Source organism: Bacillus sp. FJAT-25509, assembly GCF_001420605.1.
Lineage (GTDB): Bacteria > Bacillota > Bacilli > Bacillales > Bacillaceae_G > Gottfriedia.
Genome location: NZ_LJIZ01000016.1, coordinates 122733 through 138529, shown reverse-complemented (window position 1 = coordinate 138529; position 15797 = coordinate 122733). Strand labels below are relative to the sequence as shown.

Annotated in this window: 13 protein-coding genes and 1 pseudogene; 10 read left to right on the top strand and 4 right to left on the bottom strand. The window is 33.0% G+C overall.

The features are described from left to right. Window positions 1–120 precede the first annotated feature (120 nt). From AN960_RS09915 to AN960_RS09885, 7 genes are all read left to right on the top strand, one after another. Window positions 121–384 carry an ArsR/SmtB family transcription factor gene (locus AN960_RS09915; protein WP_082459465.1) on the top strand — a complete coding sequence of 88 codons (264 nt, stop codon included), beginning with the start codon at window positions 121–123 and terminating at the stop codon, window positions 382–384. A gap of 74 nt (window positions 385–458) precedes the next feature. Then, window positions 459–1559, top strand: a complete 1101-nt coding sequence (locus AN960_RS09910) for an alkene reductase (protein ID WP_056470389.1) — start codon at window positions 459–461, stop codon at window positions 1557–1559. 111 nt (window positions 1560–1670) lie between these two features. Continuing rightward, on the top strand, window positions 1671–2861 hold the full coding sequence (locus tag AN960_RS09905) for an MFS transporter (protein WP_056470386.1): 1191 nt from the start codon (window positions 1671–1673) through the stop codon (window positions 2859–2861). A 657-nt stretch (window positions 2862–3518) separates the two neighbouring features. After that, the gene (locus tag AN960_RS09900; RefSeq protein WP_056470383.1) at window positions 3519–4712 is read left to right on the top strand and encodes a glycine C-acetyltransferase; all 1194 of its coding nucleotides are present in this window, start codon (window positions 3519–3521) and stop codon (window positions 4710–4712) included. 48 nt (window positions 4713–4760) lie between these two features. Then, on the top strand, window positions 4761–5723 hold the full coding sequence (locus AN960_RS09895) for an L-threonine 3-dehydrogenase (RefSeq protein ID WP_056470381.1): 963 nt from the start codon (window positions 4761–4763) through the stop codon (window positions 5721–5723). A 150-nt stretch (window positions 5724–5873) separates the two neighbouring features. Beyond that, the gene (tdcB, locus tag AN960_RS09890) at window positions 5874–6881 is read left to right on the top strand and encodes a bifunctional threonine ammonia-lyase/L-serine ammonia-lyase TdcB (RefSeq protein ID WP_056470378.1); all 1008 of its coding nucleotides are present in this window, start codon (window positions 5874–5876) and stop codon (window positions 6879–6881) included. Window positions 6882–6927: 46 nt separating this feature from the next. Beyond that, on the top strand, window positions 6928–8244 hold the full coding sequence (locus tag AN960_RS09885; protein WP_390312879.1) for an APC family permease: 1317 nt from the start codon (window positions 6928–6930) through the stop codon (window positions 8242–8244). A 48-nt stretch (window positions 8245–8292) separates the two neighbouring features. Here the strand turns inward: AN960_RS09885 and AN960_RS09880 are convergent, their stop codons facing one another. Beyond that, window positions 8293–8727, bottom strand: coding sequence for a LysE family transporter (locus AN960_RS09880; RefSeq protein ID WP_353611581.1), 435 nt, complete (start codon window positions 8725–8727; stop codon window positions 8293–8295). A 415-nt stretch (window positions 8728–9142) separates the two neighbouring features. Between AN960_RS09880 and AN960_RS09875 the strand changes: the two genes are divergently transcribed. Further along, on the top strand, window positions 9143–10255 hold the full coding sequence (locus tag AN960_RS09875) for an aminopeptidase (RefSeq protein WP_056470373.1): 1113 nt from the start codon (window positions 9143–9145) through the stop codon (window positions 10253–10255). Window positions 10256–10714: 459 nt separating this feature from the next. On the opposite strand, the gene AN960_RS09870 is transcribed toward AN960_RS09875, so the two are convergent. The 3 genes from AN960_RS09870 to AN960_RS09860 all read right to left on the bottom strand — a co-directional run bounded on the left by AN960_RS09870 (window position 10715) and on the right by AN960_RS09860 (window position 13904). After that, window positions 10715–11308, bottom strand: coding sequence for a hypothetical protein (locus AN960_RS09870; protein ID WP_156339660.1), 594 nt, complete (start codon window positions 11306–11308; stop codon window positions 10715–10717). Between the two features lie 554 nt (window positions 11309–11862). Beyond that, entirely contained in the window at window positions 11863–12405 is a 543-nt protein-coding gene (locus AN960_RS09865; protein WP_056470366.1) for a DUF4352 domain-containing protein, read from the bottom strand. Between the two features lie 152 nt (window positions 12406–12557). Further along, entirely contained in the window at window positions 12558–13904 is a 1347-nt protein-coding gene (locus AN960_RS09860; RefSeq protein WP_056470364.1) for a hypothetical protein, read from the bottom strand. Window positions 13905–14376: 472 nt separating this feature from the next. Here AN960_RS09860 and AN960_RS09855 point away from each other — a divergent pair. Both AN960_RS09855 and AN960_RS09850 read left to right on the top strand, forming a co-directional pair. After that, window positions 14377–15447: pseudogene (locus tag AN960_RS09855) on the top strand (RHS repeat domain-containing protein); the annotation flags it as partial. Next, entirely contained in the window at window positions 15429–15797 is a 369-nt protein-coding gene (locus tag AN960_RS09850; protein ID WP_056470359.1) for a hypothetical protein, read from the top strand. The pseudogene AN960_RS09855 and the gene AN960_RS09850, both read left to right, overlap by 19 nt.

Genomic DNA, 15797 nt, shown 5'->3' with positions numbered 1-15797 from the left:
ATTAGCCAAATTTTTTTCTTGAATTTATGAATCATGTCTCTTGACAACATAAATTAGTTAAAATACAATATTTCTAGAAATACTGAAATAAGCGCTGGTCTTTGAGAGGAGGTTAAAGTGGTGAACGATGATATTGCAGTAAAGATTTATAAGGCATTAGGTGAATCCACCCGTTTACAAATTGTTAAAGTACTTGCTAAGCAATCTGAATTAGCTTGTTTAGAAATGAAAAATCAAATAAAGGTATCGGCCAATTCTACATTGACACATCATTTAAAACCATTACTTGATTGCGGCTTGCTAACAGTTCGCAAAGAAGGAACCTTCAGATACTATAGTTTACAACGAGAAGTCTTGGAAAAATATGCACCCGCTTTACTTTAAAAATAAAGCGGTAAATTTTTACTTTATATTTCAGTATTTATAGAAATACCGAATAATAAAAGGGGGAATTGAATATGAGTTTAGTAAGCAACGAAGAAACTAGTTGGGGAAAATTAGAAAAGGGTTTAGAAAGTAAACTTTTTGAGCCAGTAAAAATAGGTGCTTGGAATTTACGTAGTCGTACTGCAATGGCTCCATTAACAAGAAGTTTTGCAGATGATCAAACAGGTGTAGTTGGAGAAGATATAGTGGAATATTATCGTAAACGAGCTGCAGATGGCGTAGGTTTGATTATTTCTGAAGGAACAGTCATTAGTGCACGTGGAAAAGGTTACCCAGGTATTCCAGGTATTTATTCTGAGGATCAAATTAAAGCTTGGAAAAAAGTAACTGATGCCGTACATAAAGAGGGGGGCACAATGATTTCTCAAATATGGCATGTAGGACGATTATCTCATCACGAGCTTGCTGGGAATATGCCACCTCAAGCACCTTCAGCGATTCCTGCAGAAGGATTAGTTTCTCGTTTTCGTAAGCCGTATGATATGCCTGAAGAAATGACTATTCAGGATATTAGAGAAGCAACCAATCAATATGCTCAAGCAGCTAAAAATGCGATTGAAGCTGGTTTTGATGGAGTTGAAATTCATGCTGCACATGGTTATTTAATTGATCAATTTAATTCAGATGTTACAAATCATCGTACAGATCAATACGGTGGTGATCTTCCACAACGATTAACTTTCATGAAGGAAGTAATAAAAGCAGTAATCGAAGCAATTGGTACTGAAAGAACGATGATTCGATTTTCTGCTCATAAAGCTGATATTCCGGGCTATATGTGGGAGGATCCAGATTACGCAATTCGTACATTTATTGAAGCATTCAAAGAAGTTGGCGCAACTTTATTGCACCCTTCAATTATGCAATTTGATCGTATACTTGCAGATGGTAAAACGATGCATCAGCTTGTAAGAAAGTACTGGGATGGCATTATTGTTGGGGTAGGAACGTTAAATCCTGAAATGGCAGAAAAAGCGATCGTTGAAGGAACAATTGATGTTGCTGCGTTCGGGCGTCCTCTAATTTCGAATCCAGATCTTATACATCGTTTGAAAAATGGTGAAGCAATTGAAGAATATGACGTTAAAAAACATTTAAACGTTCTAATCTAAGACTTGATTTTGAACAAATAGTGAAAGGAAGCTAATCAAGTAGCTTCCTTTTCTAAAGATTAATATTTCGGTATTTGTAGAAATATAAAATTATGTGAGAGGAATTAATTTATGACGAATAAAGGGAAAATTTATATTTTAGCAATGATTAGTTTTTTAGTTGGTACTTCACAATATGTTATTTCTGGAATCTTAGACAAAATGGCCGATGAATTAGGGATTTCGATTGAAGCTGCAGGGCAACTAATTACGGTGTATTCATTGATCTATGCGATCGGTACACCGATTTTAATGGCCGTATTAGCTAAAATGGAACGCCGAAAGTTACTTCTATTTTCTTTAAGCGTATTTATTTTAGGTAATTTATTAGCAGTAATTGCACCTGGTTACGGTTTGTTTATGGTTGCACGAATTATAATGGCGTTAAGTGCAGGCGTTACTGTTGTTACGGTACTTAGCTTGGCTGCAAAGATTGCTCCAGCAGATAAAAAGGCAAGTTCAATTGCCACTGTTGTCATGGGATTTACTGCTTCATTGATTATAGGGGTCCCGATTGGAAGATTTATAGCAGCTGCCTATGATTGGAGATTCGTTTTTCTTGGAGTTGCCATATTGGTGTTAATCGCTTTAGCAATTATCGTTAAAACAATTCCACAAACCCATGGTGATCAACCGATTCCATTATTGCAGCAAATCGCATTAATTAAACAACCAAAAATTGCATTAGCTTTATCTATTACTTTTTTCTTAATGAGCGGGTATGGAATCATATTTACTTATTTATCACCGTATCTTATTCAAACTACAAAGATGAGCGATCACGTTTTAAGTTTTGCTTTATTAATACTTGGAATAGCGAGTCTAATTGGATCTAAATTCGGAGGATTCAGTGCAGACAAGTGGGGAATTTCGCTTACTTTAAAACGTGGATTAGTACTTAATATTTTATCGATCTTATTATTATCTCTCATCTCTAGTTCAATTAATACAGTGATTATTATCCTTACATTATGGTCATTTTCTGGTTGGTCATCTGGTGCGACACAACAATTTAACTTAGCAACAATTTCTCCAAAATCTTCCGATGTTTTATTAGGATTAAATCAGTCAATGATGCAATTAGGCTTTGCATTTGGTGCAGCAATTGGAGGGCTTGCAGTCAGTCAATTGTCCATCCGTTCTATTACATGGATGGGTTCAATTCCTGTTATAGTTTCTTTAATCGTAACATTTGGATTATCACGTTATTTAATGATTGAAAAGAAAGTCAGACAAGGCGTTGGCACACAAATAAGAGCCTAAATGGATTTGTGAAAAAATAATTTATACTTTATGGGGGGTGCATATATGTCGTTTTAATTGACATATATGTGCCCTCTTTTAGTTTATAAATCGCTCTTTTTTAGAGAAAAAAAGTAATTTCTAATTGGATTAAGTAACAATGAGAGCATATTTGCTTATTTTCCATTTGAAAGGTATTTAACTACTCATATTTTAAGTCAAAATACCATTACCAGTATGGGTAATTTATTATTTTATTTGCGATTCTATAAGATTTAATTGCAGTTCACTGTTTATTGCAGCATTTCATCATTTATTTGCACCTCAAACTTAAATCCACATACTACTCCTCTTACCCATTTTTAACCACCAGATGTTTTACTAAAAAAACAAATTGAATAATATTAGAATTATATGAATTTTTATAATAAATTAAATTCAACCTTTTTCGAATAAATTTTGAATAAAAGTATTCCTAATGCAATGTAACCGATTTATAATTGAATTCGGAAAGCCTCAAAATAAGTATATTGTAATCAATACATAAAAAATTTTCTCTTACAAAAATGGAAAATAATAAAACGATAATTTTTTATATTTATTTAATAATAAATAATAGATATAAAATGGGGGCTTACTCCTTTTAGATAAATAAACTTAATTAAGGAGCTGGTATTTATGTCAAGCAAGACATTAGAAGCATTTTTAACTCCACAATTAGCTGAGTTAAAAGAGAAAGGGCTCTATAATGAGATTAACTCTTTAGAAGGTTCTAACGAAGCTACTATTCAAATTAGTGGTAAACAATTTATAAATTTATCTTCAAACAACTATCTTGGTTTAGCGACTCATCCTCGTTTAAAACAAGCTGCTTTTGAAGCGACTGAAAAATATGGTGTTGGTGCAGGAGCGGTACGTACGATTAATGGTACGATGGATATCCACGATCAACTTGAAAAAGCGATTGCTGAATTTAAACATACAGAGGCTGCTATTGCATTCCAATCTGGTTTTAACTGTAATATGGGTGCTATTTCAGCAGTAATGACAAAGAAAGATGCAATTCTATCTGATGAATTAAACCATGCTTCAATTATCGATGGTTGCAGACTTTCTGGGGCAAAAATTATTCGAGTAAAACACCAAGATATGGATGATTTACGTGAAAAAGCAAAAGAAGCTACAACTTGTGGTTTATATGAGAAAGTTATGTACATTGCAGATGGTGTTTTCTCAATGGATGGAGATGTAGCAAATATTCCTGATATCGTAAAAATTGCTGAAGAATTCGGCTTAATTACATATATCGATGATGCTCATGGTTCTGGCGTTATGGGTAAAGGGGCTGGAACAGTTAAGCATTTCGGATTATCAGATAAAATTGATTTCCAAATTGGGACACTTTCTAAAGCTGTTGGAGTTGTAGGCGGATATGTAGCTGGTTCACAACAATTAATCGATTGGTTAAAAGTCCGTGCACGTCCTTTCTTATTCTCAACTTCTTTAACACCAGCAAGTGCTGCTGCATGTATTGAAGCAATTCGTATTATGTCTGAAGAACCGGAAAAAATCGAAAAGCTTTGGGAAAATGGAGATTATTTAAAAGCTGGTTTATCAAAACTTGGATTTAATATTGGTGAGTCTGAAACACCAATTACACCATGTATTATCGGTGACGAAAATCTTACACAAGAATTTTCAAAACGTTTATACGAAGAGGGAGTTTATGCGAAATCAATCGTATTCCCAACAGTACCACTTGGAACTGGTCGTATTCGTAATATGCCAACAGCTGCGCATACTAAAGAAATGCTAGATGAAGTTTTAGCTATTTATGAAAAAGTTGGTCGCGAATTAAACGTTATTAAATAATTTTAAAAATTAATTTCGATATTTTATTACTATAAGGTGGACTAAGGAATGAAGAAAATATTAATTACTGGTTGTTTTGGACAAATCGGTTCAGAATTAACTATGCGTCTTAGAAATGAATACGGTATTGAAAATGTTGTTGCGACAGATATTCGCCGTCTTGAAGGAAGTCCAATTTTAGAAACTGGTCATTTTGAAATTCTAGATGTAATGGATAAAGAAAAAATGTTAGAGATCGCTAAAAAGTATGACATTGATACTTTCATTCACTTAGCTGCTCTATTATCAGCAGTTGCTGAAGCAAAACCTACATTAGCTTGGGACTTAAATATGGGTGGATTAGTGAATGCTCTTGAAGTAGCGAGAGAATTAAGCTTAAAATTCTTTACTCCAAGTTCAATTGGTGCATTTGGACCAGCAACACCAAAAGACAATACACCACAAGATACAATCCAACGTCCAACTACAATGTATGGTGTTACAAAAGTTGCTGGTGAATTATTATGTGATTATTATTTTGAAAAATTTGGCGTAGATACTCGTGGTGTACGTTTCCCTGGCTTAATCTCTTATGATACAGTACCAGGTGGAGGTACTACTGATTATGCTGTTGATATTTATTACGAAGCATTAAAAAATAAGAAATATACTTCATTTATTGGTGAAGGAACATATATGGATATGATGTATATGCCTGATGCGATTGATGCAATTATTAAGTTAATGGAAGCAGATCCATCAAAACTTAAACATCGTAATGCATTTAATATCTCAGCGATGTCATTTGAACCTACTCAAATAGCGGCATCAATTCGTAAATTCATCCCTGAATTTACATTAGATTTCGACATTGACCCTATTCGTCAAGGAATTGCAAATTCATGGCCAAATTCAATTGACAGCTCTGCTGCAAAAGAAGAGTGGGGCTTCGATCCAAAATTTGATTTAGATCGTATGTCTGAAGATATGTTAAATAAATTAGCTGCAAAGTTAAACGTAACTCAAGCTTAATTAAAAAAGAAGGAGACAGATGTCTCCTTCTTTTTATTTTACCTTCTGTTTCCTAATCCCTGTTTTTGGTATTTTGTTTAGTACTTTGACACAAACTTATCATGTATCAAGAATGTAAATAAAAATGCTGATAAAAAAGGAAGTTAGAAGATGAATAATTTAGACCATAAGGGATTACCCTTAACGATTAAAGATATTAAAATTGCATATGAACTTTTAGAGGGGAAAGTTCGAAAAACACCATTAGTAAAATCATTTTATTTAACTTCAAAGTCGGACGGAGAAGTTTATTTAAAGCTTGAAAATATGCAATTAACAGGCTCATTTAAATTTCGTGGTGCATTTAATAAAATTTCTCATCTTACTGAGGAAGAAAGAAGTAAAGGAATTATCGCATGTTCAGCTGGTAATCATGCACAAGGTGTCGCATTATCGTCAAAGCTATTGCATATTAAGAGTAAAATCATCATGCCATCAACTGCACCAAAAGCAAAGGTTGAAGCAACAGAAGGGTACGGGTCAAATATCATTTTGTACGGTGATACATTTGATGATGCGAAAGATTATTGTGCTAAAGTACGAGAGGAAACTGGTGAAACATTTATCCATCCTTACGATGATATCTACATTATGGCTGGTCAAGGGACTATTGGTATTGAAATTTTAGATGATCTTTGGGATGTGGATACAATAATTGTTCCAATTGGCGGTGGTGGACTCATTTCAGGAATTGCAGTTGCTTTGAAATCATTTAATCCTACAATAGACATTCTTGGCGTTCAAGCAGAGAATGTACATGGTATGAAAGCATCAGTAGACGCTGGAGAAATAGTGAGTAACTATACTGCTCCTACAATAGCTGATGGTTGTTCTGTTAAGGTTCCAGGGAAATTAACATATGAAATTGTCAAAGAATTAGTAACCGAAATAATTCTTGTAAGTGAGGAAGAAATAGAAGTAGCAATGAAGGATTTACTACAGCGTGGTAAAGCAGTTGTGGAAGGGTCAGGAGCCTTAGCGACTGCTGTAATTTTATCAGGTAAAGCTTCAAAATATATTAAAGATAAAAAAGTAGTCGCAATCATATCGGGTGGAAATGTTGACCTAGAAAGAATCTCCAGTGTTTGTGAACATTTCTTTGGAAATGAAGTAAAGTGATGAAGAATGGGTGATCCTATTGTCGGAAAATAAACTAAGAAGAGAAATGGGATTTATTGCAGCATTAACTACTGTAATTGGTACTGTAATTGGTGGTGGAGTTTTCTTTAAAGCCACTGCTGTATATGGCGCGACTGGATCTGCAAGTTTAGGCTTATTAGCATGGATTATTGGTGGCATCATTACAATTTGTGCTGGTTTATCGGGTGCTGAGCTTGCCGCAGCAATACCAAAAACAGGAGGAATGGTTGCTTATTTAAAACACACATATGGTGATCTGACTGCCTATTTGCTTGGGTGGGCACAAACAATCATCTATTTTCCAGCCAATATTGCAGCACTATCAATCATATTTGGTACACAAGCAGTTTCCATTTTTGGAGTCCCTGCCAATTCTAATCAATTCATTGTCACGATGATTGCTGTAGTTACTGCAATTTTTATCACATTAATGAATTTCTTAGGAGCAAAAACTGCTGGTAGTATTCAATCATTTTTTACCTTTTGTAAACTTATACCTCTGGCGATTTTAATCATATTTGGATTATTACATGAAGGCAATGTGACTTTTCAGCTTTTTCCAGTTGAGGTCGGAAGTGATCGAAGTTTTTTGCCAGCACTTGGTTCAGCTTTGCTTGCTACGATGTTTGCATATGATGGTTGGATACTCGTAGGAAATATAGCCGGAGAAATGAAAAATCCTAAAAATGATTTGCCAAAAGCAATTGTATTTGGTTTAGCTGCTGTAATGGCAGTGTATCTTTTGATTAACATTTCCTTTTTATTTGTATTAACCGCAGAGCAATTAGCTAGTACAGCTACACCTGCTACTGAAGTTTCGAAAGTTTTATTCGGTAATTTTGGAGGGAAACTTGTCTCGATAGGAATTTTAATTTCTGTATTTGGTACAATTAATGGCTATACAATGACAGGTATGAGGGTTCCATATGTAATGGCTAGAGAACAAAAACTTCCTTTTAGTAGTTGGTTTGGTAAATTATCTAAAACTGGAATTCCATATAATGCTGGTCTATTTATCTTAATTGTTGCCATATTTATGATGTTTATAGGTGGATTTGACTTATTGACGGACATGTTAGTATTTGTCATTTGGATTTTCTATACACTAACATTTTTTGCGGTTTATATTTTACGAAAACGGGAACCGGATCTAAAAAGGCCATATAGAGTACCTTTTTTACCATTAGTTCTCTCAATCGCTATAATTGGGGGAATCTTTATCGTCGTTAATACACTAATGACACAAACTATTTTAGCTTTTTGGGGAATTGGTTTAACATTAATTGGACTTCCTGTTTATTATATGTTTCAGAAAAAACACGTTGTAGTAGATGATGAATGAAAAAGGTAGGAAATTTTCCTACCTTTTTGATTGCCTTCTAAAGCACCCTCATCTTGATTCCAAAAGGATCGAAATTGCACTAAACATCAATAAAATAGCCATAACAATATTAAACTGATTATTATATTTTGATAAGAACTTTCGGAAAATTGAACCAAATACAGCCCAAGAGTAAGTACCTAAAAAACCTACAAAAGCTAGAAAGAATGAATAGAATATTAGGCTAATATTGGAAGTGTGACTTGGAAGGACAAAGGTTGATATTGTTGTTATGCCATATAAAATACCTTTCGGATTTATGAATTGTAAAAGCATACCTGTTAAAAAACTGTTATTCTTGTCTCCATCATTGTGATTACCAACATTCTTACTCGTAATAATTTTTACGGCCAAATACAACATATAGATTACACCTAGAATAGTCATGATAAATTCAATTTTTGGAATGAAGCTTTTAAGCAAAAGACTAAAATAAGCACACAATAAAATTAGTACAAAGAAACCTGAACCAACCCCTAACGAACCGCGAAGGAGCAAACATTTTCAATTCAATTTTGAATTTAACAGGTGTTAAAAACAAACAAATCAAACGGTTATGGATCAATTCATTAGAAGTTGATGAAGTAAGAAAAAGAAAAGGGTTTGCGCATTTACATGATAATCAAAAGGATCTACTACAATGATCTTTATCGGCAATAAAAAAGTATCTTCGATTAGAGTACCTGTTTTACTTAAGCAGCAAAACGGATAAATTTAAAACGCAAAGTGAGCAATTTGAAAAGGTGTTTTACAAGTAAATGTAGAAATTTAGTAAGATATGTCATTTTATCTCCAACTTTCAAATAGCGTCGGATTTATTAATAGTCATATAGAATGTAAAGTATAGGGAGTTTTTATAATGGATAGTCGCATATCAAAATTAGCAGATGTCTTAGTTAACCATTCTACAAAAGTTCAACCTGGAGATCATGTGTTGATCCAAAGTGTCACTGAGGTTGATCGTTTAGTCGTACAAGCAATCATCAAAGCTGTTGGAGAAGCTGGTGGTCATGCACATGTTTCAATGCGTGATATGGCAGTAACACGCCAATTGATTCTATCAGGTTCAGAAGAACAGTTTAAAATGTTCGCTGATTGGGAGTGCTATCGTCTAGGCAAGATGCAAGTATATATTAATTTAAGAAGCCCAAGAAATGCGTATGAATTAGCAGACGTACCTTCTGAGAAAATGAAATTATACCAAACCATCTTCGGTAAAGCGCAAAGTGAAGCAGTTTATAAAACAAGATGGGTTACAACTAGAATTCCGAATCCATCAGCTGCACAAGAAGCCAAAATGAGCGCAGAAACTTATGAAGATTTTTACTATAATGTTTGTACATTAGATTATAAAAAAATGTCTAAAGCAATGGATCCACTAAAAGCATTAATGGAAAAAACGGATATGGTAAAAATCATTGGAAATGGAACGGAACTTAGCTTTTCAATCAAAGGTGTTGGCGTATTAAAAGGTGACGGTATCGATAACATTCCTGATGGTGAAATCTATACTGCTCCAGTAAAAGAATCAGTAAACGGGATAGTTACGTTTAATACAGCATCTGTGAACCAAGGATTTTCGTTCGATCATATCTCATTAAAAATCAAGAATGGTAAAATCATTGAAGCACATGCAAACGATTCGGAGCGTATCAATCAAATACTTGATACAGATGAAGGATCAAGATATATAGGAGAATTTGCGTTAGCGTTTAATCCATATATCTTACACCCGATGAATAATACATTATTTGATGAAAAAATAAATGGTAGTTTCCATTTAGCAATTGGTGATTCATTAGATGGTGCTGATAACGGAAACAAATCAGCGATTCACTGGGATCTTATCAGTATTCAACGACCTGAATTTGGCGGCGGAGAAATTTGGTTTGATGATGTGTTAATTAGAAAAGATGGTCGATTTATTTTACCTGAATTAGAGAATTTAAATGAAGCAAATTTAAAAATGTAGTTAAGGACTAGCCAATCATGGCTAGTCTGTTTTTGTAGTTCTTTCTATGAATAACATATACATATCTAGTATACATAAGTACGCTTATCGGCAATAAAAAAAGGAACTTTCTCAAGGGAAGTTCCTTTTTTGCTGAATGCTCAACTAACACAATAAATAAAATTAGGATCTCTAAACAAGAACCAAATTACTATTAAACATTTAATAATAGTGAGGTATTTGTTTCATCGCTTTCTTTAATTTCCTTTATAAATTATAAATAAACCCCTGTGTTTACTTACAAAGTATCGAATTTATTACCTAATTTCATCTTTGTGTAATGGTATATAATTCCTTTTTTTCTTTTTCTTATACTCTCAATATTTCTTTTTAAAATTATAAGTATCAATAGTTCTAGTAATTCATAACCTATCACTACTATTGTTGCGATTATGGCTATTTCTAAATAACTCAATCAAATTACCATCCTTTCATACTACAAAAAGTCTTGAAAATTTTAGGAGCTGACGAGCTGTCTTTCCATTTTTTACAAGCTGCATAAGCACCTAAATTTAATATTTGTGTTACTAACCAAGCATACCCTAAAGCAAGGAGCGCTGCTATGAGGGCTGGAATAGCAATAACAACAACCATAGGAGTAGGAGAAGGATCTATTGGTGGATACTCATTTTTTTCTATTTCCTTAAGAACTACGACTTCTTGTGGAGTCATAGATTCATATCCGATTTTCATATTTTCTGCTTGCTCAGAAGTAGCACCTAATTCTATAGCTTTTGCAGAATCAAAGGAGAATTGGCCATCACTTTCTAAAGTAAGACTTTGCCCAGCAATAGAGTGGAATGCTTCTACTTCTTCCCAAGTTAATTCTTGTTCTTCCATGAAAGTATTAATATGTTCCATCGTTTCTTTATCTAAGACCTGGTTTATTTTTTGGGGGAGTAGCTCTTCCATTTTCTTTTCTTGAGCAACAGCATTCAAACCTGGTGTTACATGCATAAAAGCTAAAGCAGCAGTTGATATAATTATTATCTTTTTCAACATAAATTTATACATTCCTCCAATTCAGCACATGAATTTTTTTGTAAGATAAATATTTCAATAGTAAAATATTTCCTTTTAATACATATGCACATCATAAGCTTACGTAAAACAAAAAATTAAAATTTTATAAGTTTTAGATTATAAAATTTTAATTTTTAATGATTAGAGTTTTTTGTACCATGTCTTGGCCACCTAGTATTCTCTTTTTTTTGTATAAAATCCTGCATGGAAATCTGCTCATTTTCGTACGGTTAAACACGTATTTATCTGATTCATTTCAAAAATTGCCGACCTTTCTTTTTCAGTTATTGGTTCTGTAAGTTGCTGAGTACCATTTCAATTTGTGTTTGCTTCATTTCGTGTATGAATCTAATATTTTCCATTAATGATGCAACCACACTAGAGCGAACAGTCTTTCCAATTTTTAGTTAACATAAAAAATCTTATCGGTAATAAAAGAGACCCTCTAAAGAAGGTCTCTTAAACAAATTATTGTTTATAAACGTCTTGTAATAGAATACTGAAGAGATTTTATAGCTGGTTTAGTTAAATTAAAAATAGAATAATTAATTAGGACTTAGATAAAATTTAATTTCTTTAACTTTCTTTGAAAATGATGGTTTATAAACCAGTTCATACTTACCGGATTTAGAAGTTTCGAAGTAAAGTGCCCCTTCGACACCGCGTACATCATTATCAGGACTTTTTTCTCCAGAGAGATTACCATTAATTTCTTGTCTAATATAACCAGTGTAATGTTGTTTTTTTTCACCTTTTGAATCATATAGATCAAAATCAGTTGGTTCAATATGAACATTTTTAGAATACGGTTTACTCCATACCTGTAATTCTACTGTAAGAACATCACCTTTATAATTGTTTTTTTTAATAGAGGGTTTAGTAAAATAAGCTTTTTCAATCGTGACTTGTATCTTATCAAATTCTACAGTTTCTCCCATTTTATAAATCTTATCTTTAATGGGCTTTGAAGTTTTTTGTGTGAACACATCATAGCCAGGTTCCGTATTTACTTTTTGTGTATTGCAACCACTTAATATACTACCAGCTATTATTAAAACTCCTAAAAACCAATAAAATATTTTCAACATCTTATCTTCTCCTTATCATTATTGTATTTAAATTTAAGGATTAAATAATAATATAATAATCTTAAACATTTGTATTTTATTTATCTGATTATTGGATATTAAACTCTTTAAGCAAAAAGTGAGGCATTATTGCCCCACTCCTCAAAGTTATTTTAATAATCGTAGTCAACATTTATTTTATGACTAACTTCATCTGAAACAATAGATCTACCACCTACAACAGTTTTAAATTTTGCCCAATGTCTAATATCCATGGTTGCAAATGTACCTGCTGATTTCCACTCAGTTTTTGGATTGAAAATGTCGCCACTCATGTTAGAATCTGTAACTACCCATCTAGCATAATCTAAATCACTATTTGATATATCATCAACTTTAGGGCTTGTGGGCATTGTAAAGCCTAAACTTGCACCCCATGGGTAACCCAAATTAATTGAGTAGCTAGGACCGTCACTATCATGAGGTCCCCAGTCTTCAATACTATCTGGACTTAATGGAATATCATGGTCGGTTTTTAAGTATACAGCATAACCTTGATTATAAGTTAATAATTGGGTATAGTCACTTACATAAAAATGATCATAATTTTTTTCAGTTTCATCAGTATCTTTATAAAGCTTCCACCAAGAAACAACCTTTCCTCTTAACACACCAGATATGTATGAACTTAGTTTATATTTTATAGGCGAACTTGCAACATTTGCTGCCATTGGTCCAATTTCATCCTCTAAGATTTTATTTTGAGTAACATTATCAACCACTTCTTGATAAAAATTTTCAATTTGAAGTGAAGATGGAACTTCTCCAAAATACTCATCTGTGTATCCATTTGTCATGGTGTTTGTTATTAGTTGTAAAGGGTTTGGATTTTTTGTATAGCCAATGACATTATATTTGTCTTCGTTAGGTGCTGTCTCTAGTTCAGGGTTATCTTTAACTTCTTCTTTTTCAGTAGAAGGATCTTTTGCTAAATCGACCTCACCCTGTTCTTCCGTAAATACATTCAAATTATCTAAATGTAATAAATCTTTATATTCACTTAATGTTATACCATCACTCCCATAAAGATATACTCTTTTACCAGCATTTAAAACCTGATTTAAACTATTTTGTAATGACTCATTATTTATAACCATATTGATAGGAAACGCTATTTCTCTTGCCGCAGATAAGTCTGTTGGAGTCAAGGGTGTACCTGGCTGATATGATTTATTTTGTATCTGAACACTTCCGTTATTTAGAGCAGTCTGTATAGCTGTTAAAGAATCATCTGAAGTAGTAGTGGAGTAGGTATATAAAGTACTATTTAAATAGGATGGATCATCAGAATAAAAGAATAAAGTCATTGGGTTACTTGCTGTTGTTGCTGTCTGAGTCGAAGACAATGTATCGGTTTTAATATCTTTTGTAACTGCAGCTAAAGCTGTAGTACTACCTCCTGAAACTAATCCTAAACATAATGCAGTTGTAACTATAGATTTCCATTTCCTATTCTTCATTTTATATTTTCCTTTCTAAATTAATATTTTATTAAATTATAATTAAAATTGACGTAATATTCAGTTTTACAAATTCAATCAACCTTTAATAAAAATTTCGACATTTTCGTCGAAAAAAATTTGAATGATCTTTTGTAATTTTTCGATATTTTCTAATTTCATCAGTAAAAGATTTGTATATAATATACAAATCTAGTTTACATAAAGATTCTTAACGGAAGTTACAAAAAGGCCCACCCCTTGATTCACAAGTGTGGACCTTTTTGTTTTTTCTCAACATATGCATATTTTTATACATCGTTGATGTACAAGGAATTTTGGAGAAGTCTTGTTCACCTAGTATTCTCTGTTTTTGTATAAAATCCTGCATAAAGTTACTATTGATTATCGGGTCATTTAGTTTTTATTGGCTTCTACAGGCTAATTCTACTTATCGATTTAAGTTACGAATTCAGGTAAGAACTTTACATTTAACTATGATGAATTAGGTAACTTGCGATCAACTAATTCTTCAAATAACACGAGTACATCAATACAATATACGAATAGGAATTTAATCGATTCAGAGAGAATTCAATTAGACAATGGATTGATTCTTTTAGATGAATCGTATGTGTACGATGCTAATGGTAATCGTAAGAAGATTAATTTACCAAACAGCCAATCGATTGTTTACAACTATGATTCTTTAAATGAGTTAACATCAGAAGAATATCCAGATGGAACGAAAAAGGAATATAGTTACGATGGATTTGGAAATCGTACGGATGTAACAGTTACAAAAGATGGAGAAACTACAGAAACAAATGCCAACTTTAATACAGAAAATCAATTAACGAAGTTTGGAAAAGATGATATTGAATATGACGCTGACGGAAACAGAATTTCAGATGGAAACTATTCATATAGATGGAATCCTACAGGTCAATTAATATCCGTCACGAAAAAAGGCGAAAGTGATCCATTTACGACTTACAAATACGATGAAAAAGGTCGTCGAATCGAAAAAAGTGTCGATGGCTTAACAACCAAGTATTACTATGATGGAGATAGCATTAACGTTTTATATGAAACAGATGGTAGCGGTATAGTTTTACGTTCATATATCTATTCTGCAAATGGTCAACGTCTTGCGATGAAAGAGCAAGGACAAACATTTTATTATCATTACAACGCGCATGGTGATGTCATTGCTATAACAGATGATACAAAGCAAGTTGTGGCGACTTATTCATATGATGCGTGGGGAAATGTGAGCGAATCTTCTGCACAAGGTTTAGCAGCTGACAATACATTTGGATATGCAGGTTATATGTATGATAAAGAAATTAAAATGTATTATCTGATTGCAAGATATTATCAGCCTGAAATTGGAGTATTTTTGTCATTAGATCCTCAAATGGGTGATAAAGTTGATGTAATGACGCAGAATGGTTATAATTATGCAAATAATAACCCAGTTATGTTTTTTGATTTCGATGGAAATTCTGCACAACACGAAGGTTATGATGACTGGGCAAATGCTTGGGTGGACAGGGAATAGCTCTAGAAAGTCTTAGTGAAGAATTATTTGGTTTTAGTGAAGAGAGTAGTGTTGTAAAAACCCATGGACATCATACCTTTCCAAAGTACCTAAGCGGTCATCCTAAGCAACTTTTATCTAAAATGGTCGATAGTGCACATCGAGTATTGCATACAGATATGCGAAAATTTGAAGATGGATGGTTAGGAGCTAAAAGAGGATACACGGGACAAATGATAATAAAAAAATATGGTAGAGATAAAATAATTAAAGGATTGAGAAGGTTTTACTCACAGCGTAAATACAGGGCTTTGTTAGATGACTTCGAAGAAGCAGTTAGATTTACTGAAGGGAAATTAAAACATAAATAA

Coding starts and splice junctions, on each gene's coding strand:
- AN960_RS09910 (WP_056470389.1), top strand. CDS start 459: ATGAGTTTAGTAAGCAACGAAGAAACTAGTTGGGGAAAATTAGAAAAG.
- AN960_RS09905 (WP_056470386.1), top strand. CDS start 1,671: ATGACGAATAAAGGGAAAATTTATATTTTAGCAATGATTAGTTTTTTA.
- AN960_RS09900 (WP_056470383.1), top strand. CDS start 3,519: ATGTCAAGCAAGACATTAGAAGCATTTTTAACTCCACAATTAGCTGAG.
- AN960_RS09895 (WP_056470381.1), top strand. CDS start 4,761: ATGAAGAAAATATTAATTACTGGTTGTTTTGGACAAATCGGTTCAGAA.
- tdcB (WP_056470378.1), top strand. CDS start 5,874: ATGAATAATTTAGACCATAAGGGATTACCCTTAACGATTAAAGATATT.
- AN960_RS09885 (WP_390312879.1), top strand. CDS start 6,928: ATGGGATTTATTGCAGCATTAACTACTGTAATTGGTACTGTAATTGGT.
- AN960_RS09875 (WP_056470373.1), top strand. CDS start 9,143: ATGGATAGTCGCATATCAAAATTAGCAGATGTCTTAGTTAACCATTCT.
- AN960_RS09870 (WP_156339660.1), bottom strand. CDS start 11,308: ATGTATAAATTTATGTTGAAAAAGATAATAATTATATCAACTGCTGCT.
- AN960_RS09865 (WP_056470366.1), bottom strand. CDS start 12,405: ATGTTGAAAATATTTTATTGGTTTTTAGGAGTTTTAATAATAGCTGGT.
- AN960_RS09860 (WP_056470364.1), bottom strand. CDS start 13,904: ATGAAGAATAGGAAATGGAAATCTATAGTTACAACTGCATTATGTTTA.